Source organism: Bradyrhizobium sp. USDA 4501, from assembly GCF_054062115.1.
The window spans coordinates 3,319,658-3,339,080 of sequence record NZ_JBSSEX010000001.1 but is presented as its reverse complement, the minus strand read 5'-3'; the positions used below and the strand labels follow the sequence as shown (position 1 = coordinate 3,339,080).

Sequence of the window (19,423 nt, the reverse complement as noted above, 5' to 3'; positions counted from 1 at the left end):
ATAGGCATCTTCGCTCCGTTCAGGCCCGAGGTGGGAAGAAATGACGCGCCCGGCGGTTATTTGCTGATGAACTATTCCCCTTGGCACAGGCATTGCATACGCTTGCCCAAGAAATAATCACCAAAACGTCACCAGACTCGAAGGGGCTGCTCAGATGCGTAACAGGAAAACCAATGCGACGGCGATCATGCTGGCGCTTGCGATAGCCACAGGCGTGCCGGCGATCGCCAGCGCCGAGACTGTGCTGCGCATTGGCATGACCGCTGCCGATATTCCGCGCACGCTCGGTCAGCCCGACCAGGGCTTTGAGGGCAATCGCTTCACTGGGCTTACGATGTATGACGCGCTGACGATGTGGGACCTGTCGTCGTCGGACAAGGCGAGCGCGATGATCCCCGGCCTTGCGACAGAGTGGAAGGTCGACGATGCCGACAAGACCAAGTGGATTTTCAAGCTGCGCTCCGGCGTCACCTTTCATGACGGCTCGCCGTTCAATGCCGACGCCGTGGTCTGGAACGTCGACAAGGTCTTGAAGCAGGACGCGCCGCAATACGATGCGAGCCAGGTCGGCGTCACCGCCTCGCGCATGCCGACGCTGGTCTCGGCGCGCAAGATCGACGACATGACGGTGGAGCTGACCACCAAGGAGCCGGACAGCTTCCTGCCGATCAACCTCACCAATTTGTTCATGGCGAGCCCGGCCAAGTGGCAGAAATTCTACGACAAGGCCGAAGGCGCCGACGCCAAGGCGAAGTCGCAGGCCGCGTGGGCCGCGTTCGCCAAGGACGCGTCGGGCACCGGCCCCTGGAAGATGTCGAGCTTCACCCCGCGCGAGCGGCTCGAGTTGGTGAAGAACGAGAATTACTGGGACAAGGCACGGGTGCCGAAGGCTGACAAGATGGTGCTGTTGCCGATGCCGGAGGCCAATGCCCGGACGGCGGCGCTGCTGTCGGGACAGGTCAACTGGATCGAGGCGCCGGCCCCGGACGCGCTGCCCGAGATCAAGCAGCGTGGTTTCAACCTCTATTCCAACGAGGAGCCACATGTCTGGCCGTGGCAGTTCTCGCGCGTCGAGGGCTCGCCGTGGAATGACATCCGCGTCCGCAAGGCGGCCAATCTCTGCATCGATCGCGAAGGGCTGCGTGACGGCCTGCTTGCCGGCCTGATGGTGCCGGCGACCGGCACGTTCGAGCCCGGCCATCCCTGGCGCGGCAACCCGACCTTCCAGATCAAGTACGACAAGCCGACCGCGCAGAAGCTGATGCAGGAGGCGGGCTTCGGTCCGAACAAGAAGCTGACGGTCAAGATCCAGACCTCGGCATCGGGCTCGGGCCAGATGCTGCCGCTGCCGATGAACGAGTATCTGCAACAGGCGTTGGCCGAATGCTACTTCGATGTGCAGCTCGACGTCATCGAGTGGAACACGCTGTTCACCAATTGGCGGCGCGGCACCAAGGATCCGACCGCCAACGGCTCGAACGCCATCAACGTCACTTATGCGGCGATGGATCCGTTCTTCGCGCTGGTGCGCTTCCTGCAGTCGGGCATGGCGCCGCCGGTATCGAACAATTGGGGCTTCAACAACAACCCGAAGTTCGACGAGCTGGTCAAGAAGGCCCGCCAGACCTTCGAGCCGGCGGCGCGCGACGCCGCGCTGGCCGAGCTGCATGCGGCCTCGGTCGACGACGCGGCCTTCCTCTATGTCGCCCACGACGTCGCACCGCGCGCGATGAGCCCGAAGATCAAGGGATTTGTGCAGCCGAAGAGCTGGTTCGTCGACTTCTCGCCGGTCACGGTCGCGCCGTGAGGCGCTAGCCGCGCAATAGGTACACCCTCTCCCCTTGTGGGAGAGGGTGGCTTCGCAAAGCGAAGCCGGGTGAGGGGTTGTCTCCGCGGACGCTCCTTTCTCGATCGGAAATGACTGTATCCGCGGATAGAAACCCCTCATCCGGCGCGCTCGGCGCGCCACCTTCTCCCACAAAGTGAGAAGGAAGAAAGAACGCAACGTGTTCGCCTATACGTCCAGACGGATCGTCTACGTCATTCCGATCGTGCTCAGCGTGGCGCTGGTGTGCTTCCTCTTGGTGCACATCACGCCCGGCGACCCCTTGGTCGCGGTGCTGCCCGCCGATGCCTCGCAGGAGCTCGCCGCGCAATTGCGCACGGCCTACGGCTTCGATCGCCCATTGCCGGTGCAATTCGGCCTGTGGCTGTGGCGCGCGATCCATGGCGATCTCGGCAATTCGATCGCGACCGGGCGGCCCGTCCTGACCGAGGTGATGCGCGCCGTCGGCAACACCGTGATGCTGGCGATCGCGGCCGCGATGATCGGCTTTACGCTCGGCCTGCTGTTCGGCCTGATCGCCGGCTATTTCCGCGACACCTGGGTCGACAAGGTCGCGACCTCGGTTGCGATAGCCGGCGTGTCGCTGCCGCATTACTGGCTCGGCATGGTGCTGGTCATCATCTTCTCGGTGCAGCTCAACTGGCTGCCCGCGGTCGGCGCCGGGCCGGGCGGCTCCGGCGCCTGGGCGTGGGACTGGGAGCATCTGCGTTATCTGGTGCTGCCGGCGATCACCACCTCGGTGATCCCGATGGGCATCGTCACCCGCACGGTGCGCGCGCTGACCGGCGACATCCTGAGCCAGGATTTCGTCGAGGCGCTGCGCGCAAAAGGCCTGCGCGAGACCGAGGTGTTTCGCCACGTCATCAAGAATGCGGCGCCGACCGCGCTCGCGGTGATGGGCCTGCAGCTCGGCTACATGCTGGGCGGCTCGATCCTGATCGAGACCGTGTTCTCCTGGCCGGGTTCGGGCCTGCTGTTGAACTCGGCGATCTTCCAGCGCGATCTGCCGCTGCTGCAGGGCACGATCCTGGTGCTGGCGCTGTTCTTCGTGCTGCTCAACCTCCTGGTCGACATCGCGCAGGCCGCGATCGATCCGCGCATCAAGCGGAGCTAGCCATGAGTGCGATGTTGGATACCGCATTGCAGGCCGTCCCCGCGACCAAGGCGCGTGGCTATTGGGCGACGGTTGGCCGCCGCATCAGGCGCGACAAGGTCAGCATGGCTTGCGCCATCATCCTGGTGCTGATCTTTGCCTCGGCGCTGCTGGCACCATGGCTGCATCTTGCCGATCCCTATCAGGGCTCGATGATCCGCCGTCTCCGCCATATCGGCGCGCCGGGCTATCCGCTCGGCACCGACGAGCTCGGCCGCGACATGCTGGCGCGGCTGATCTATGGCGGACGGCTGTCGCTGGTCATCGGCATTCTGCCGGTGATCTTCGCCTTCGTGATCGGCACCTCGCTCGGCCTCGTCGCCGGCTATGTCGGCGGCAAGCTCAACACCGCGATCATGCGCACGGTCGACGTGTTCTACGCCTTCCCGTCGGTGCTGCTGGCGATCGCGATCTCGGGAGCGCTCGGCGCCGGCATCACCAATTCGATCGTGTCGCTGACCATCGTGTTCGTGCCGCAGATCACCCGCGTCGCCGAAAGCGTCACCACCGGCGTGCGCAACATGGATTTCGTCGAGGCGGCGCGCGCGTCCGGCGCCGGGCCCTTCACCATCATGCGCGTCCACATGCTCGGCAATGTGCTCGGCCCGATCTTCGTCTACGCCACTGGCCTGATCTCGGTGTCGATGATCCTCGCCGCCGGTCTGTCGTTCCTCGGGCTCGGCACCAAGCCGCCGGAGCCGGAGTGGGGCTTGATGCTGAATACGCTGCGCACCGCGATCTACGTCAATCCGTGGGTCGCGGCGCTGCCGGGCGCGATGATCTTCGCGGTCTCGATCTGCTTCAATCTGCTGAGCGACGGCATGCGCAGCGCCATGGACATCAGGAATTAGAGCATGAGCGACGCCAATCTCTCCGTCGATATGCTGGAGCCGGTCGCCGACATCGGCGGCGCCGCGCAGCCGCTGCTGCAGGTCAAGGGACTGACCAAGCACTTCCCGGTGCGCGGCGGCCTGTTCAGTCCGCGCAAGACCGTGCGCGCCGTCGACGACGTCACCTTCGCGGTCATGAAGGGCGAGACCGTCGGCATTGTCGGCGAATCCGGCTGCGGCAAATCGACCACCGCGCGGCTGTTGATGCACCTGATGGCACGCGATGCCGGCGATATCATCTATGACGGAAGGCAGGTCGGCCCGTCGCTCTCGCTGCGCGATTTGCGGCGCGGCGTGCAGATGGTGTTCCAGGACAGCTACGCCTCGCTCAATCCGCGCCTCACCATCGAGGAATCGATCGCCTTCGGGCCAAAGGTCCACGGCATGGCCGACGACACGGCGCGGACGCTGGCGCGCGAATTGCTCGGTAAGGTCGGCTTGCGGCCGGAGATTTTCGCCAACCGCTATCCGCACGAGGTGTCCGGCGGCCAGCGTCAGCGCGTCAATATCGCGCGTGCGCTCGCGCTGTCGCCGCGGCTCGTGATCCTCGATGAAGCGGTGTCCGCACTCGACAAATCGGTCGAGGCGCAGGTGCTCAATCTGCTCGCCGACCTGAAGCGGGAATTCGGCCTGACCTACCTGTTCATCAGCCACGACCTCAACGTCGTCCGCTACATCTCCGACCGCGTGCTGGTGATGTATCTCGGCGAGGTCGTCGAACTCGGCCCGGTCGATGCGGTCTGGGATGCGCCGGCGCATCCCTATACCCGCGCGCTGCTGGCGGCGATGCCGTCATCCGATCCCGACAAGCGCACCGAGGTGCCGCCGATCTCGGGCGATCCGCCCAATCCGATCGATCCGCCATCGGGCTGCCGGTTTCACACCCGTTGTCCGTTTGCGGAGCCGCTCTGCGCAAACGACACGCCAAAACTCAGCGATCTCGATACAATGGGCCATCAAGCGGCGTGCTACATGGCCATTCCTGGCTCGGGGCACAGCCGCGCGCCGGCAAAAGCAAAAGGAGAAAACGCGGCATGACTAGACCCACACCCAAGGATGTCAAGGTGATCGCGCACGTCGCCGACGTGCCCGCCGACGACGAAGTCGCCACCCGGATCGCCAATTCGATCGGGCCGGCATTCGACGGCTTTGCACCGATCTCCGGTACGCTGCCCTTCGATCTCGAACCCGCGAGCTTCCTGCTGGCGCAGATCGCGCAGAAGATCGAGAAGGTGTCTAAATGAGCTCTGATCCGGCCCTGATGACGCTGACCGCGGTCGCCAAGGCGATTGCCGACAAGAAAGTTTCCTCGCATGAGGTGACGCGCGCCGTGCTGCATCGCGTTGCGGAATGGCAGCCGCGCCTCAACGCCTATATGGCGGTCGAATCCGAGCAGGCGCTGGCCGCCGCCACCGAGGCCGATACCGCGCTTGCCAGTGGCAATAGTCGCGGTGCGCTGCACGGCGTGCCGCTGGCGCACAAGGACATGTATTATGATGCCGGCAAGGTCGTGACCTGCGGCTCGCTGATTCGCCGCGACTTCGCGCCGAAGACGACCGCGACCGCCCTGCAGCGGCTGAAGGATGCCGGACAGGTCCGCCTCGGCTCGTTGCAAATGGTCGAGTTCGCCTATGGGCCGACCGGCCACAACGTGCATTACGGCGCGGTGCGCAATCCCTGGAACACCGAGCACATCACCGGCGGCTCGTCGTCGGGCTCGGGCTCGGCGGTCGCCGCGCGGCTCACCTTCGCGGCGCTCGGCTCCGACACCGGCGGCTCGGTGCGCATGCCGGCGCATTTCTGTGGCGTCACCGGCCTGAAGACGACGGTCGGCCGCGTCAGCCGCGCCGGTGCGATGCCGCTGTCGCAGTCGCTCGATACCGTCGGTCCGCTGGCGCAGACCGCGGAGGACTGCGCGCTGCTGCTCGGCCTGATGGCCGGGGCGGACCCGGAGGACCTGACAGCGTCGACACAGCCGGTGCCGGACTATATGGCCGCGACCAAGCAGTCGCTGGAGGGTCTGAAGATCGGCGTCCCGACGGCGTTCTATGTCGACGACCTCGACCCTGAGGTGGCGCGTATCCTCGACGAGACTATCGCCACCTTGAAGAAAGAGGGCGCCGAGATCGTCAAGGTCGAGCTGCCCGATCAGCGCCAGCTCTCTTCGGCATCGCAACTGGTGCTCGCGGTCGAGGCTGCCGCCTTCCACAAGCGCTGGATGATCGAGCGGCCGCAGGATTACGGTGCGCAGGTCCTGATGCGGCTGCAGAACGGCCTGACCATTCCGGCGGTCACCTATCTCGAGGCGATGCGCTGGCGCGGACCCGCGCTCGCCGCGCACAACGCGGCGGTCAACGGGGTCGATGCGGTGATCGCGCCGTCGTCGCCGGTGCCGGCGCCGACGATCGCGGAGAGCGATGTCGGCAATGGTCCGGGCGCCGACGCGGTGCTGCAGCGGCTGACGCGGTTCACCCGCCCGGTCAACTATCTCGGCCTGCCGTCGCTCTCGATTCCCTCCGGCTTCACCAAGACGGGTCTGCCGGTCGGCATGCAACTGATTGGTCGCTCCTTCGAGGAAGCGGTTCTGCTCCGGATCGGCGCCGCGTTCCAGCGCGCCACTGATTTCCACGCCAGGGTGCCCAAGCTCGCATGACCAACCTCGTCGAGATCAACAACCTCAATATCCGCTTCACCGGCGATCGCACGGTCCATGCCGTGAACGATCTCAGCCTGCAGCTCGGCGAGGGCGAGGTGTTGGGGCTGCTCGGCGAGTCCGGCTCGGGCAAGAGCGTGACGCTGCGCGCGTTGATGCGGCTGTTGCCGAAGAAACGCACGCAGATCTCCGGCAGCGTCAAGGTGCTGGGACAAGAGGTGCTGGCGATGGACGATGAGGCGCTGTCCGGATTTCGCGGCCAGACCGTCTCGATGATCTTCCAGGAGCCGGCGCTGGCGCTCGATCCGGTCTACACCATCGGCCGCCAGATCGCGGAGACGGTGATGCGCCACGAGGGTAAGAGCGAGCGCGAGGCCACGGCCCGCGCGCTCGAAATGCTCGAGGTGGTGCGGATCCCCTCCGCGAAGCGGCGGCTGGACTCCTATCCGCACGAAATGTCGGGCGGGATGCGCCAGCGTGCGATGATCGCGCTGGCGCTGGCTTGCAAGCCGAAGATCCTGCTCGCCGACGAGCCGACCACGGCGCTCGATGCCACCGTGCAGATCCAGATCCTGCTGCTGCTGCGCGAATTGCAGCGCGAGTTCGGCATGTCGGTGATCTTCGTCACTCACGACATCGGTGTCGCGATCGAGATCTGCGACCGCGTTGCGGTGATGTATGCCGGCCAGATCGTGGAGCAGGGCGCCTTGCGCGATATCGTGCGCTCACCGGTGCATCCCTATGCCAAGGGCCTGCTGGCCTCGACCATTCACGGCGCGATGCGCGGCCAGCGGCTGGAAACCATTCCGGGCACCCCGCCCTCGCTCGATCATGCGCCGGCCAGTTGCTCCTTTGCACCGCGTTGCAAGTTCGCCGAGCCGCGCTGCAGCGAGCGCTTGCCGCCGGTCGTGCAGGTCGCTCCCGGCCGTTTGGCACGGTGCATCCTGGCCGAGCCGGCGCCCGCCACGGCCTAGCTCGCCCGCGCGACGGCGTCCGTGATCCAGCGCCGCACCGCCGCGATGCGGCGGTCCCGCGCCTGCTCGGTGCGGGAGACCAGGTAAATCGTCTCACTGTGCGCCGCCTCGAACGCAAACGGCGCCACCAGCCGCTTGCCGAAGCCCGGCCGCGCCTTGATCAGCGGCGCGATCGCAATCGCGACGCCGAGCCCGTGTTCGGCGGCCTCCAGCATCGCCGGCACGCTGTCGAGCCACAGATGTCCGCGCGGAGCGAGATTCGGCAGCCCGGCCTCCCTCAGCCAGGCCGGCCACGCCCGCGGCTGCGTCGTGACATGGATCAGCACCTCGCGCGACAGGTCCGCAGGGGTCCGAAGACCAGCCTTGACCAGCGCCGGCGTGCAGACTGGCAATCCTTTGACCTGTACCAGCGGCTCGACCTTCAGCCCGGTGGCATGTTCCCGCCCGTAGCGGATCGCGACATCGACGCGCGATCCGTTGAAGTCGGCATATTGGTGGGTGGCCTCGATCCGCAGCGTCAGTTGCGGATGGCGCCGCTTGAACTCCGGCAGCGCCGGCAGCAGCACGGCACTGGTGAAGAACGGCAATGAGCTGATCCAGAGCTCGCCGCTGGCCTCGCCGCGTCGCCGCAGCATGTCACGGCTCGCCTCCTGCAGCGTCGCCAGCGCGGCCGACACTTTTGCAAGGTAGCGCTCGCCGTCGTCGGTCAACCGCACCTGGCGCGCGCCGCGGACGAACAGTTTGGTGCCGAACTGCTCTTCCAGCCCGCGGATCTGGTGGCTGATCGCCGACGGGCTCAGCGACAGGTCTCGCGCGGCACGCCGGAAGCTGAGTTGAGTGGCCGCGCGCTCGAAGGCGAGCAGCGCCGGCAGCGGCGGGATCACCCGCGGATCGGGGGCATCCAATGGATGAATCTTGCTCACCTGAAGTGATGAATGGCCTTTTGTCATGGCCGCTATTCTTGGATCAGATTGGCCAAACGCTCAATCCTGCTCATCTCAGGGGATCATTCGCCTTGGCCATCTTCGAACCGCTCGCCACGTCCCATCACTGGAAGCCGGCGGCGCTGGCGGCCGGGCCGTTCACAGGCCTTCAGGGCGGCGCGGTCGCAAGCCTGCTGACCGGCGAGGTCGAGGCCATGGCCGGCGCGCGCAATTGGGGCACCGCGATCTCGGCGGCGGCCTGGTTCCTGCGGCCGACGCCAATGGCGGAACTGCGCACGCACGTCACCGTGGTGACCGAAGGCGGCCGGGTCAGTGTCGTCGACAACACGCTCTGGCCGGCCGGCGAGGAGCAACCCTGCGCGACGGTACGCGTGACGCTGTCGCGCGAGCGTGCCGTCGAGGTCCCGGGATTTTACGGGAGCGCAGCCGATCCGGTGGATCCCACGGTGTTTCCGTTGCGCAGCCCACACGCGGTCCATGGCCGCAGCTGGTTCATGGATGCGATGGAAGCCCGTGCCGGCGGCGATACCGCCTGGTTTCGCTTGCATCACGCCGTCATCGCGGACGCCGGCCCGTTGGCGCGGGTGCTCGGCCCGGCTGACTGGACCCACGGCATCGCGCGGCCGGTCCAGAACGTGGTGGCAGACCCCAATCCGAACCTTGCGGTGCAGCTGTTCCGGTCGCCGCGGGGCGCCTGGATCGGCGTTCGCGCCGATGCGCGCTGGCGCCCGGAGGCGGGGCTCGGCGTCGGCAGCGGGGTGTTGCTCGATGTGGATGGCGAGATCGGCCGGGTCTCGATGTCGGTCATTCTCGTGCCGCTTCCGGGAAGCGCGCCCGCGCGAGGCCAGGGTTCCGCCGCCGGTTAACCCTAATTTATTCCGTCAACTGTCGGTGCGATCACAAAATGAGGCCGCGAACCATGCTTTGGTTCACGCGACTTAAAATGGACGGTGGTCGCAAACGTCTATACAACGTGGCGATCACGTAACTCTTTTGTTTTGCAGAGATCAGTTTTTATGGCAGCCGCGCCCGCTGTCCGGCGTTCCGAACTGGCTGAGGCGCTGCGCGCTTGCCGCAGCGCCTTTATCGGCGTCGGCCTCATCAGTTGCATGATCAACCTGCTCTACCTGACAGGTTCGATGTTCATGCTGCAAGTCTACGACCGGGTGCTGCCGAGCCGCAGCGTTCCGACCCTGGTCGGCCTCGTGGTCATCGCCGCGGTCCTCTACATGGCTCAGGGCGTGCTCGACCTGCTGCGCGGACGGATCCTCGGCCGCGTCGGCACCTCGCTCGACGAAGCGCTCAATGCGCGGGTGTTCGACACTGTCGTGCGGCTGCCGCTGATGGCCGGCAATCGCAGCGAAGGCCTGCAGCCGCTGCGCGACCTCGACAATGTGCGCTCTTTCCTCGGCAGCATGGGTCCCGGCGCGTTCTTCGATCTGCCATGGCTGCCGTTCTACATGGTGATCTGCTTTGCCTTCCATTGGCTGCTTGGCGTCACGGCGCTGGTCGGCGCGATCATCCTGGTGACGCTGACGCTGATCACCGAATACTTGTCGCGCACGCCGGCCAAGGAAGCGATGACGCTCGCGGCGCGGCGCAACGATCTTGCCGCCTCCAGCCGCCGCAACGCCGAGGTGCTGGTGGCGATGGGCATGGCCGGCCGCATGAACAGGCGCTGGAACGAGGCCAACGAGGAATATCTGTCCGGCAACCAGCGTGCGAGCGACGTCACCGGCGGGCTCGGCGCGGTCGCCAAGGTGCTGCGCATGATGCTGCAGTCCGCCGTGCTCGCGGTCGGCGCCTATCTCGTGATCCATCAGGAGGCCACCGGCGGCATCATCATCGCCGGCTCGATCCTGAGCGCGCGGGCACTGGCGCCGGTCGATCTCGCGATCGCGCATTGGAAGGGCTTCGTCGCCGCGCGGCAGAGCTGGCAGCGGCTCAACCGCCTGCTGCAGCAAATTCCGGCGCGGCCCGAGCAGACGCTGTTGCAGGCGCCGGAGAAGAAGCTTTCGGTCGAGGCCGTGACCATGGTCGCGCCGGGCGACCAGCGCGCCATCGTGCAGGACATCACCTTCGCCGTCGAAGCCGGCAGCGGCGTCGGCGTGATCGGCCCGAGCGGCTCCGGCAAGTCGTCGCTGATCCGGGCGCTGGTCGGCGTCTGGATGCCGGCGCGGGGCAAGGTACGGCTCGACGGCGCCGCGCTCGACCAATGGTCGTCCGACCAACTGGGGCGCCACGTCGGCTATTTGCCGCAGGACGTCGAACTGTTTGCCGGTACGGTCGCCCAGAACATCTGCCGGTTCGATCCCGACGCCAAGTCCGACGGCATCATCGCGGCGGCCAAGGAGGCCGGCGTGCATGAGATGATCATCAAGATGCGCGAGGGCTACGACACCCAGGTCGGCGAGCAGGGCACCGCGCTCTCCGCGGGCCAGGCGCAGCGCGTGGCGCTGGCGCGGGCGCTGTACGGCAACCCGTTCCTGATCGTGCTGGATGAGCCGAACTCCAATCTCGACAGCGAAGGCGACGAGGCGCTGACCCGCGCGGTGCGCGGCGCCCGCGAGCGCGGCGCGGTCGTCATCGTGGTTGCGCACCGGCCGATCGGCATCGAGGGCGTCGACCATCTGCTGGTGCTGAAGGACGGCCGCATGCAGACCTTCGGGCCGAAGGAGGCTGTGCTCGCGCAGGTGCTGCAGCGTGCCGCGCCGCCGGTGCCGACGCCGATCAAGATCGTCGCGGATGCGGGAGCCGCAAAGTCATGACCGATCAACCGCGCAACGCACATCGCTCGATCCGCAAGCATCTGATCGTCGGCCTCGCCGTGGTTCTGGTTCTCGGCGGGGGCGTCGGCGGCTGGGCCGCAACGGTGCCGATCTCGGGTGCGCTGATCGCGCCGGGCTCGGTGGTGGTCGAATCCAACGTCAAGAAGGTGCAGCATCCGACCGGCGGCGTGGTCGGCGAGGTGCGGGTGCGCGACGGCGACGTGGTCAAGGCGGGCGACATCGTCGTGCGCCTCGACGAGACCGTCGTGAAGGCCAGCCTTGCGATCGTGGTCAAGACGCTGAACGGTCTTTATGCGCGCGCGGCCCGGCTCGAGGCCGAGCAGCAGGGCCGCGACAAGATCACCTTCCCGCCGCAGCTGCTCGAGCAGGCCAAGGATCCGGACGTTCGCGACATCATGGCGAGCGAAACCAAGCTGTTCGAGGTTCGCGTCAACGGCCGCACCGGCCAGAAGGCGCAGCTGCGCGAGCGCGTCACCCAGCTCAACGAGGAGATCTCCGGCCTGCAGGCGCAGGAGAGCGCCAAGGACAAGGAGATCGCGCTGGTGCAGCAGGAGCTGGTCGGCGTCCGCCAGCTCTATGAGCAGCATCTGGTGCAGCTGACGCGCCTGACCACGCTCGAGCGCGACGCGGCGCGGCTCTCCGGCGAGCGCGCGCAGTACATCGCCTCGCGCGCGCAGGCCAAGGGCAAGATCACCGAGACCGAGCTGCAGATCATCCAGGTCGACAAGGACATGCTGGCGGAGGTCTCGAAGGACCTGCGCGAGACCAACGACAAGATCGGCGAGTTCGTCGAGCGCAAGGTCACCGCAGAGGACCAGCTCCGCCGCATCGACATCCGCGCGCCGCAGGACGGCGTCGTGCTGCAATCGACCGTGCACACCGTCGGCGGCGTCATTACCGCGGGCGATGCCATCATGATGATCGTGCCGAAGGCCGACGATCTGTCGGTCGAGGCCAAGGTCAATCCGCAGGACATCGACAAGCTGCAGGTCGGACAGAAGACAGTGCTGCGGCTCTCCGCCTTCAACCAGCGCACCACGCCGGAGCTGAACGGCGTCGTCACCCGCGTCTCCGCCGACGTCACCACCGACCAGCGCACCGGGCAGAGCTATTACACCATCCGCGTCTCGATGCCGCCGGAAGAAGTGGCGCGCCTCGGCAGCGAGGTGAAGATCATCCCGGGCATGCCGGTGGAAGCCTTCGTCCAGACCGGCGACCGCACCATGCTGTCCTATCTGATGAAGCCGATGAGCGACCAGTTCATGCGCTCGTTCCGCGAGAAGTGAGCCGCGCGCTGCTCTTGTAGCCCGGATGAAGCGCAGCGAAATCCGGGAACAGTCGCTCAGCGGATGAAGTCGTCCCGGATTGCGCTTCGCTTCATCCGGTCTACGCAGTCCTCGTTAGATTGCAGGCTCTTTCCCCAAGTCGTCCCTGCGAAACCAGGGACCCATAACCACAGGATCGAGTTGTTGAAGCAGGCTGTGGCTCCAGCGGACCATCGTCAATTGCCATCGGTGATTATGGGTCCCGGGTCGCGCTTCCGCCTCCGCTCTTCGAGCCTCGGTGAGACAAGTAGCTTGCCCGGGACGACAGGGAAAAATTACCGTTCCAGATTCTTCAACAACAGCTCCAGCGCCGCCTTCGCAAATGCCTGCATGTTCGCCTGCCGGTCGCCGCTCGCGGTCTCCAGCGTGATCACCTGCTGGTGGGGGCCTGCGACAGCCATGCAGCTGTGGCCGGCGGCATCGCCGTAGCGGTTGCCGGTCGGGCCGGCGGCACCGGTCTCCGACAATCCCCAGTCGGTCGCGAGGCGCTCGCGGATCTGCCGCGCCAGCAATTGCGCGTAAGGTTCCGACGCCGAGCGGATGCCGCGCATGGCGTCGTCGGGAATGTCCATCAGCGCGCGCCGCGCGTCGCGGGTGTAGATCACGCCGCCGCCGAGGAAATAGGCCGACGCGCCGGGAACCGCGAGCAGCGATGCGGAGATCAGTCCGCCGGTTGAGGATTCCGCGACCGCAATCGTCTGCTTGTTCGCGATCAGTTTTGCGGCGACCTGTTCGGCGATGGATGTGAGCGCGTTCATCGGCCTTCTTTCTCGTTGCTTGCCATGAAAATCCCGTGGGGCGTCCTGCCCTCCTAGCACACCACGCAGCCCTTTGCCGAGTTGCAGGCCGCGGCATGGCCTGATTGAATGCAAGACAAGAACCAGGCGCCGCCCGACAAGCTTGTCGTGAGAGCGTGCGCGGAGGAAACATCATGACGTCGCCGATCGCGGGCGGCGTGGATTGCGATCTGCATCCCGCCGTGCCTCACCTCACCAGCCTGCTGCCGTACATGAACGACTACTGGCGCGACCAGGTGACGACGCGCGGAATGACCGACCTGATCTCGCAATCCTATCCGACCAATTCGCCGATCTCGTCGCGGCCGGACTGGCGTCCAGCGCAAGGCAAGCCGGGCTCGAGCCTTGCGGACATGCAGCGGCAGGCGCTCGACCAGTTCGGCACGGCCTACGGCATCTGCAATCCGCTCTACGGCGTGCAGATGGTGTTCTCCGAGGACATGGCCGATGCGTTCTGCCGCGCGCTGAACGACTGGCTGGTCAAGGAATGGCTCGACAAGGACGATCGCCTGCGCGGCTCGATCGTGATCCCGGTGCAGAGCATCGAGAAGGCGGTCGCCGAGATCGAGCGCTGTGCGCAGGACAAGCGCTTCGTGCAGGTGTTGATGCTGGTGATGGGCGACATGCCGCTTGGCAAGCGGCACTACTGGCCGATCTACGCCGCGGCGGAACGGCTCGGCCTGCCGGTCGGCATCCATGCCGGCAGCGCCTATCACAATCCGCCGACCTCGGTCGGCTGGGGCTCCTATCACATCGAGGATTATGTTGCGCAGGCGCAGGCGTTCCAGACCCAGCTCACCAGCCTGATCGTCGAGGGCGTGTTCGCGCGCCATCCGAACCTGAAAATGGTGATGCTGGAGTCCGGCTTCACCTGGCTGCCGCCATTCCTGTGGCGGCTGCACAAGTTCTGGCGCGGCGTGCGCATGGAGACCCCGTGGGTCGACCGCGCGCCGCTGGAGATTGTGCGCAGCAACATCCGCTTCTCGCTGCAGCCGGTCGATGCGCCGCCGGACGGAGACACGCTGAACCGCCTGTTCGACCATATGCAGTCGGACGAATTGATCCTATTCTCGTCAGATTATCCGCATTGGCAGTTCGACGGTGACGAGGTGCTGCCGCACGGGTTGTCGCAGGATCTGGTACGCAAGATCATGATCGATAATCCGCATGCGACCTATGGCCGGCTCAAGGTGAAGGAGAAGACGCCATGAACATCCAGCTCCGCGAGCGTCCCAAAACCGCATCGCCGACCAGCATCAAGACCGCGATCGCCGACTGCGACATCCATCCGGCCCGCGCCACCAAGGATGAATTGTATCCTTATCTCGAAAAGCGCTGGCATGCGCATCTCGAGACCTTCGGCGTCCATGCCTATCAGGGCATGATGGGAGGCCCGCCCTATCCGAAGGCGCAGCCGAATGCGTCGCGCCGCGATGCCTATCCGCCGGAAGGCGGCCCGCAGGGCTCGTCGCTGTCCTTCATGCAGAGGCAGCATCTCGATCCCAACAATGTCGCGCTCGGCGTGCTCAACCCGCTCAACACCGGGCAAGGTATCCGCAATCAGGATCTCGCCGGCGCGATCTGTTCGGCAATCAACGACTGGCAAATCGAGAAATGGACCAGCAAGGATACCCGGCTGAAAGGCTCGGTCGTCGTCGCCAATGAGGATGGCATGTCGGCCGCCGCCGAAATCCGCAAGCGCGCAGGCGACACAAATTTTGTCCAGGTGCTGCTGCTGAGCCGCAATGTCGAGCCGCTCGGCCAGCGCCGCTACTGGCCGATCTATGAGGCGGCACAGGAAGCCGGCCTTCCGATCGGGGTGCACGCATTCGGCTTCGGCGGCAACCCGATCACCGCGTCGGGCTGGCCGAGCTACTATATCGAGGAGATGGTCGGGCATTCGCAGTGCCAGCAGACCGCGCTGGCGAGCCTCGTGCTCGAGGGCGTGTTCGAGCGCTTCCCGAAACTGAAGATGGTGATGGTCGAGGCCGGCTTCGGTTGGGCGCCGTCGCTGGCCTGGCGGCTCGACAAGGTGTTTTCGCGGCTGCATGCCGAGGTGCCGCATCTGAAGCGCAAGCCGTCGGAATATATCCGCGACCACATCTGGTGGACGACGCAGCCGATGGAGGATCCGGAGAGCCGCGACCATCTGTTCCAGACCATCGAGTGGATCGGCTGGGACAGGCTGCTGTTCGCGACCGATTACCCGCATTGGGATTACGACGAGCCGTCGCGCGTGCTGCCGGCCGGCGTCAGCGATGCCAATCGCCAGGCGTTCTATCTCGACAACGCCAAGCAGTTGTACGGTATCGCATGATCCGAAAAAGTGGGAACCGGTTTTTCGAATCAGATCATGCGTGAGAACGATTGATGACGCGGCATGTGATAGCCCCGGTGGACGAGCTGCCGCCGGGTTCGCGAAAATTTCTCGAGATCGACGGACGGCCGATCGCGGTCTTCAACGTCAAGGGCGAGTTCTTCGGCCTGCTGAACCGCTGCCCGCATCAGGGCGCGGCGCTGTGTGAGGGGCCGCTGATCGGGCTCGCGTCGTCGTCGGACCCCGGCGAAATCGAATACACCAAGCTCGGCGAGATCCTGCGCTGCCCCTGGCACGGCTGGGAGTTCGACATCCGCACCGGCCAGTCCTATTGCGACCCGCGCCGCTTCCGCGTGCGCGCCTATCCGGTCAGCGTCGAGCCGGGCACCAATGTGGTGAAGGGACCGTATGTCGCCGAGACCATCAAGGTCGCGGTGGAGAGTGACTACGTGGTGGTGGATTTGTAGCCGCGACCGTCCCGAAATCCTGTTCACCGGAGATGGCAGTCGGTGAGCGTCATGCAAAGCATCCTCTTGCGTGCGTTTGGCCGTCCTCGGGGCCTCCTGGGGAGGCTCGGCGGCATGATCATGTCGCGCACCAATGCAGATTGCGGCGCGTGGGTCGCAGATCGCCTCGAGATCGGACCTGACGACAGCGTGCTCGAAGTTGGGTTTGGTCCGGGCGCCGTCATTCATCGTCTGTCGACATTGGTATCGGCCGGACGCGTCGCGGGCATTGATCCGTCGCAGGAGATGGTCGGGCAAGCTCGCGCCCGGAACGCGGCCGCGATCGAGGATGGTCGTGTCGAGCTTCGGCTTGGCTCCGTGAGCGCATGCCATTCGATGCGGACAGCTTCGATGCGGCGCTGGCGATCAACTCGATGCAGGTCTGGCCGGATGCCGTCGCCGGGCTACGTGAGGTCCGTCGCGTGATGAAGCCGAGCGGCAGGATCGCACTCGGCTTTACGCGCTACTCCGGACAGCCCAAGGAAGGGGTGACGGAAAAGCTGGCAGCGGCCGGCTTCACGCAGGCTCAGCTGGTCGAGACAAATGAGTGGTTCTGTGCGCTGGCGACAAAGCCCGATGCAAGATGAGTTCGTAAGCCGGGCTACGCTGCGCTAACCCACCACCATTCATTCCGCCATCATCTGCCGTTCGCGCGCATAGCGCACCAGCGCGACAAAGCGGTAGATACCGTGCACGAATTTGCCGTAGGGCATGGTGATGAACAGCGCGAACACCACGCCGAGATGCAGCGCCAGCAGCGGGCCCATCGCGGCGGTCTCGCGCCACAGCAGCAAGGCGAGGCCGGTGATGCTGGTCAGGAACAGCATCAGGATGAACGCGGTGTCCATGCCGATGCGCTGCTCGTCGACCAGCACGCGGTCGCGCTTCCATTTCTCGCCGAGCAGGCCGAGCGGGCCGACCACGAGCCCGATGCCGCCGAGCGTGCCGAGCACGACGGGCAGGTCCCACCACGCATAGGGTGCCTCGCGCGCCAGGAGGTAGTGATACAGCGTGCCGACGCAGGTCGCGGCGAAGCACAGCGCGAAGCCATAGAAGGTGAAGTGGTGATACAGCTTGCGGCGGTCGGTCGGCTGGTCGTCCTCGTTGAAGCAGCCGACACCGCCGCCGTCGAGGTAGCGCAGCTCGCCGGCGTCGCGGACCGCCTGCAACAGCGCCTTCGCATCCGTCGTCATGCCGACCGGCTCGCCGATGTCGCGCCAGAAGGCGCGCACGCCCATTACCAGCGCCAGGATCGCGTAGAGCAGGGCTAAGCCGAACAGCAGCGCCATCGCATTGTGCGGCATCAGTTTGTAGAACGCGCCGGGACCGGTGTGGATGCCGGTGAGCACGCCGCGATCACTGACCGCGGCGAAGCCGAAGATAAAGGCGGCGACGCTGAGCGCTGCGATCAGGCTGATGACGAGGCCGTTGTGCGCGAACGCGCCGGCAAAGGCGCGCGGCCAAGCATAGGCGGCATAGGATTCGGCGCGCGCGACCGCGAGCGTCTTCGGTACATTGACGTTGAATTCGTGCGGCGGCGAGAACTGGCAGTCGGTGTAGCAGGCGCCGCAGCTATGGCAGAGGTTGGCGAGGTAGTTGAGATCGCCGTCGGAGAAGGCGCGGCGCATCTCCATCGCGGGAAACACCGCGCACAGGCCCTCGCAATAGCGGCAGGAATTGCACACCGTCATCAGACGGTCGGCTTCCTGCAAGATACTCGTCCCGTGCATCGCGTCAGTCCCGCCTTCAGTTCCGCGCATTCTTGGCTGCTTCCCGGCCGGCGACGCGGCCGAACACGCTGCCGATGGTCATGCCGATGCCGGCGGCATAGCCCTTGCCGAGCACGTTGCCGGCCATGATCTCGCCGGCGGCGAACATGTTGGCGGACGGCTTGCCGTCCTTCATCAGTATCCGCGCCTCCCTGTTCACGCGGGTGCCGAGATAGGTGAAGGTGATGCCGGGCCGCACCGGATAGGCGAGATAGGGCGGCGTCTCGATCCGGCGCGCCCAATGCGTCTTCGGCGGCGTGATGCCTTGGGTAGCGCAGTCGTCGAGGATGGTGTGGTCGAAGGTGCCGGGCTGCACCGCGGCGTTGAACTCGGTGATGGTCTTTTCCAGCGCGGCCGCGTCGAGCTCGAGCTTGCCGGCGAGCTCGGCAATCGTCGCACCCGCGATCGGCGGAAACAGCGTCGGCATGAAGCTCGTCACCACGGTCGAGTCGAAGATGATGTAGGCGATCTGGTCCGGCTGCGCGGCGACCAGCCGGCCCCAGATCGCATAGCGCTTGGGCCAGATGTCCTCGCCCTCGTCGTAGAAGCGCTCGGCATGCTTGTTGACGACGATGCCGAACACGACCGAATCGTGACGCGTGATGATGCCGCCGTCGAATTTCGGCGCGCGGGCGTCGATCGCCACGGCATGGCATTGCGTCGGATCGCCGATCTCCTGCACGCCCTTGGCGAGCAGCATCTTGAGGATCGCGCCGCGATTATAGGGCGTGCCGCGGATCAGGAAATTGTCGGCCGCATCGCCCCAGGATTCCTTCAGCCATTCGATGTTGGCCTCGAAGCCGCCGGCGGCCGCAACCAGGGTCGAGGCGCGGACCTCGGTCTTGCCGCCGACCGGCTGCTTCAGCTGCGCCGAAAGGAACATGCCGTCCTCGACCGTGAGATCGATGACCTCGGCATCGTAGAGGATGTCGACGCCGAGCTCCTCGGCGGTGCGATAGAGCGCGTTCAGCATCGCGCGGCCGCCGCCGAGGAAGAACGAGTTGGTGCGGCCAAGGCTCAGCGTGCCGCCGAGCGACGGCTGCCAGCGCACGCCCTGCTCGACGATCCAGTTCAGGATGTCCTTGGACTCGTGGATCATGAAGCGGGCCAGTTCCTCGTCGGTCTGGCCGCCGGTCACCAGCAGCAAATCCTTCCAGAACTCCTCCTCGGTGTAGGGACCGGTGAGGATCTCGGTCGCCGCGTCATGGGCGCAGCGCATGTTGCGGGTGTGGCGGGTGTTGCCGCCGCGATAGAATTTCGGGGCGCCTTCCAGCACCAGGACGGAAGCGCCGGCGCGCCGTGCGCTGATCGCAGCGCACAGCGCGGCGTTGCCGCCGCCGATCACCAGCACGTCGAACCTGCGCGTCAGATCAACCATGCGCTCTTGTTATCGTTGTTGGCATGGAAAGCAACACGGCCGGGCGCATGAGCATGATCCGGAAAAGCGTGTCGCGATTTTC

17 protein-coding genes and 1 pseudogene are annotated in these 19,423 nt (G+C 65.8%); 14 read left to right on the top strand and 4 right to left on the bottom strand.

What is annotated here, in order from left to right:
* Window positions 1-154 precede the first annotated feature (154 nt).
* From ACVWZM_RS15380 to ACVWZM_RS15350, 7 genes are all read left to right on the top strand, one after another.
* The gene (locus ACVWZM_RS15380) at window positions 155-1,807 is read left to right on the top strand and encodes an ABC transporter substrate-binding protein (RefSeq protein ID WP_456853785.1); all 1,653 of its coding nucleotides are present in this window, start codon (window positions 155-157) and stop codon (window positions 1,805-1,807) included.
* A 199-nt stretch (window positions 1,808-2,006) separates the two neighbouring features.
* The gene (locus ACVWZM_RS15375; protein ID WP_050382524.1) at window positions 2,007-2,960 is read left to right on the top strand and encodes an ABC transporter permease; all 954 of its coding nucleotides are present in this window, start codon (window positions 2,007-2,009) and stop codon (window positions 2,958-2,960) included.
* A 2-nt stretch (window positions 2,961-2,962) separates the two neighbouring features.
* The gene (locus tag ACVWZM_RS15370) at window positions 2,963-3,850 is read left to right on the top strand and encodes an ABC transporter permease (protein WP_141340536.1); all 888 of its coding nucleotides are present in this window, start codon (window positions 2,963-2,965) and stop codon (window positions 3,848-3,850) included.
* A gap of 3 nt (window positions 3,851-3,853) precedes the next feature.
* A complete protein-coding gene (locus ACVWZM_RS15365) occupies window positions 3,854-4,927 on the top strand; it encodes an ABC transporter ATP-binding protein (protein ID WP_076832607.1) in 1,074 nt (357 codons plus the stop codon).
* Window positions 4,924-5,133, top strand: a complete 210-nt coding sequence (locus ACVWZM_RS15360) for a hypothetical protein (protein ID WP_076832604.1) — start codon at window positions 4,924-4,926, stop codon at window positions 5,131-5,133. The genes ACVWZM_RS15365 and ACVWZM_RS15360 overlap by 4 nt, the downstream gene beginning before the upstream one ends.
* Window positions 5,130-6,542, top strand: coding sequence for an amidase (locus tag ACVWZM_RS15355; RefSeq protein ID WP_456853783.1), 1,413 nt, complete (start codon window positions 5,130-5,132; stop codon window positions 6,540-6,542). Before ACVWZM_RS15360 ends, ACVWZM_RS15355 begins: the two co-directional genes overlap by 4 nt.
* Window positions 6,539-7,516 carry an ABC transporter ATP-binding protein gene (locus tag ACVWZM_RS15350; RefSeq protein WP_076832598.1) on the top strand — a complete coding sequence of 326 codons (978 nt, stop codon included), beginning with the start codon at window positions 6,539-6,541 and terminating at the stop codon, window positions 7,514-7,516. The genes ACVWZM_RS15355 and ACVWZM_RS15350 overlap by 4 nt, the downstream gene beginning before the upstream one ends.
* Here ACVWZM_RS15350 and ACVWZM_RS15345 read toward each other — a convergent pair.
* Window positions 7,513-8,466, bottom strand: coding sequence for a LysR substrate-binding domain-containing protein (locus ACVWZM_RS15345; RefSeq protein WP_246786564.1), 954 nt, complete (start codon window positions 8,464-8,466; stop codon window positions 7,513-7,515). The genes ACVWZM_RS15350 and ACVWZM_RS15345 overlap by 4 nt on opposite strands.
* 65 nt (window positions 8,467-8,531) lie before the next feature.
* Between ACVWZM_RS15345 and ACVWZM_RS15340 the strand changes: the two genes are divergently transcribed.
* From ACVWZM_RS15340 to ACVWZM_RS15330, 3 genes are all read left to right on the top strand, one after another.
* The gene (locus tag ACVWZM_RS15340) at window positions 8,532-9,326 is read left to right on the top strand and encodes an acyl-CoA thioesterase domain-containing protein (RefSeq protein ID WP_076832593.1); all 795 of its coding nucleotides are present in this window, start codon (window positions 8,532-8,534) and stop codon (window positions 9,324-9,326) included.
* Window positions 9,327-9,476: 150 nt separating this feature from the next.
* The gene (locus ACVWZM_RS15335; protein ID WP_076832591.1) at window positions 9,477-11,228 is read left to right on the top strand and encodes a type I secretion system permease/ATPase; all 1,752 of its coding nucleotides are present in this window, start codon (window positions 9,477-9,479) and stop codon (window positions 11,226-11,228) included.
* On the top strand, window positions 11,225-12,535 hold the full coding sequence (locus ACVWZM_RS15330; protein WP_076832588.1) for an HlyD family type I secretion periplasmic adaptor subunit: 1,311 nt from the start codon (window positions 11,225-11,227) through the stop codon (window positions 12,533-12,535). Before ACVWZM_RS15335 ends, ACVWZM_RS15330 begins: the two co-directional genes overlap by 4 nt.
* A 314-nt stretch (window positions 12,536-12,849) precedes the next feature.
* On the opposite strand, the gene ACVWZM_RS15325 is transcribed toward ACVWZM_RS15330, so the two are convergent.
* Window positions 12,850-13,332 (bottom strand): CinA family protein, encoded by a 483-nt coding sequence (locus ACVWZM_RS15325; protein WP_076832586.1) that lies wholly within the window; start codon window positions 13,330-13,332, stop codon window positions 12,850-12,852.
* Window positions 13,333-13,505: 173 nt separating this feature from the next.
* On the opposite strand from ACVWZM_RS15325, the gene ACVWZM_RS15320 reads away from it, so the two are divergent.
* From ACVWZM_RS15320 to ACVWZM_RS15305, 4 genes and pseudogenes are all read left to right on the top strand, one after another.
* Window positions 13,506-14,582, top strand: coding sequence for an amidohydrolase family protein (locus tag ACVWZM_RS15320; RefSeq protein ID WP_076832583.1), 1,077 nt, complete (start codon window positions 13,506-13,508; stop codon window positions 14,580-14,582).
* The gene (locus ACVWZM_RS15315; RefSeq protein ID WP_456853781.1) at window positions 14,579-15,688 is read left to right on the top strand and encodes an amidohydrolase family protein; all 1,110 of its coding nucleotides are present in this window, start codon (window positions 14,579-14,581) and stop codon (window positions 15,686-15,688) included. Before ACVWZM_RS15320 ends, ACVWZM_RS15315 begins: the two co-directional genes overlap by 4 nt.
* Before the next feature lie 53 nt (window positions 15,689-15,741).
* Complete coding sequence (locus ACVWZM_RS15310; protein WP_076832577.1) at window positions 15,742-16,155, top strand: Rieske (2Fe-2S) protein; 414 nt, start codon at window positions 15,742-15,744, stop codon at window positions 16,153-16,155.
* 51 nt (window positions 16,156-16,206) lie between these two features.
* A pseudogene (locus ACVWZM_RS15305) lies at window positions 16,207-16,781 on the top strand (class I SAM-dependent methyltransferase).
* A 39-nt stretch (window positions 16,782-16,820) separates the two neighbouring features.
* On the opposite strand, the gene tcuB reads toward ACVWZM_RS15305, so the two are convergent.
* Window positions 16,821-17,924 (bottom strand): tricarballylate utilization 4Fe-4S protein TcuB, encoded by a 1,104-nt coding sequence (gene tcuB / locus ACVWZM_RS15300; RefSeq protein WP_456853779.1) that lies wholly within the window; start codon window positions 17,922-17,924, stop codon window positions 16,821-16,823.
* Between the two features lie 16 nt (window positions 17,925-17,940).
* Window positions 17,941-19,341 (bottom strand): FAD-dependent tricarballylate dehydrogenase TcuA, encoded by a 1,401-nt coding sequence (gene tcuA / locus ACVWZM_RS15295; RefSeq protein WP_200844559.1) that lies wholly within the window; start codon window positions 19,339-19,341, stop codon window positions 17,941-17,943.
* Window positions 19,342-19,423 lie beyond the last annotated feature (82 nt).

Coding starts and splice junctions, on each gene's coding strand:
- ACVWZM_RS15360 (WP_076832604.1), top strand. CDS start 4,924: ATGACTAGACCCACACCCAAGGATGTCAAGGTGATCGCGCACGTCGCC.
- ACVWZM_RS15325 (WP_076832586.1), bottom strand. CDS start 13,332: ATGAACGCGCTCACATCCATCGCCGAACAGGTCGCCGCAAAACTGATC.
- ACVWZM_RS15335 (WP_076832591.1), top strand. CDS start 9,477: ATGGCAGCCGCGCCCGCTGTCCGGCGTTCCGAACTGGCTGAGGCGCTG.
- ACVWZM_RS15310 (WP_076832577.1), top strand. CDS start 15,742: ATGACGCGGCATGTGATAGCCCCGGTGGACGAGCTGCCGCCGGGTTCG.
- ACVWZM_RS15355 (WP_456853783.1), top strand. CDS start 5,130: ATGAGCTCTGATCCGGCCCTGATGACGCTGACCGCGGTCGCCAAGGCG.
- ACVWZM_RS15315 (WP_456853781.1), top strand. CDS start 14,579: ATGAACATCCAGCTCCGCGAGCGTCCCAAAACCGCATCGCCGACCAGC.
- ACVWZM_RS15380 (WP_456853785.1), top strand. CDS start 155: ATGCGTAACAGGAAAACCAATGCGACGGCGATCATGCTGGCGCTTGCG.
- tcuB (WP_456853779.1), bottom strand. CDS start 17,924: ATGCACGGGACGAGTATCTTGCAGGAAGCCGACCGTCTGATGACGGTG.
- ACVWZM_RS15345 (WP_246786564.1), bottom strand. CDS start 8,466: ATGACAAAAGGCCATTCATCACTTCAGGTGAGCAAGATTCATCCATTG.
- ACVWZM_RS15365 (WP_076832607.1), top strand. CDS start 3,854: ATGAGCGACGCCAATCTCTCCGTCGATATGCTGGAGCCGGTCGCCGAC.
- ACVWZM_RS15320 (WP_076832583.1), top strand. CDS start 13,506: ATGACGTCGCCGATCGCGGGCGGCGTGGATTGCGATCTGCATCCCGCC.
- tcuA (WP_200844559.1), bottom strand. CDS start 19,341: ATGGTTGATCTGACGCGCAGGTTCGACGTGCTGGTGATCGGCGGCGGC.
- ACVWZM_RS15330 (WP_076832588.1), top strand. CDS start 11,225: ATGACCGATCAACCGCGCAACGCACATCGCTCGATCCGCAAGCATCTG.
- ACVWZM_RS15370 (WP_141340536.1), top strand. CDS start 2,963: ATGAGTGCGATGTTGGATACCGCATTGCAGGCCGTCCCCGCGACCAAG.
- ACVWZM_RS15350 (WP_076832598.1), top strand. CDS start 6,539: ATGACCAACCTCGTCGAGATCAACAACCTCAATATCCGCTTCACCGGC.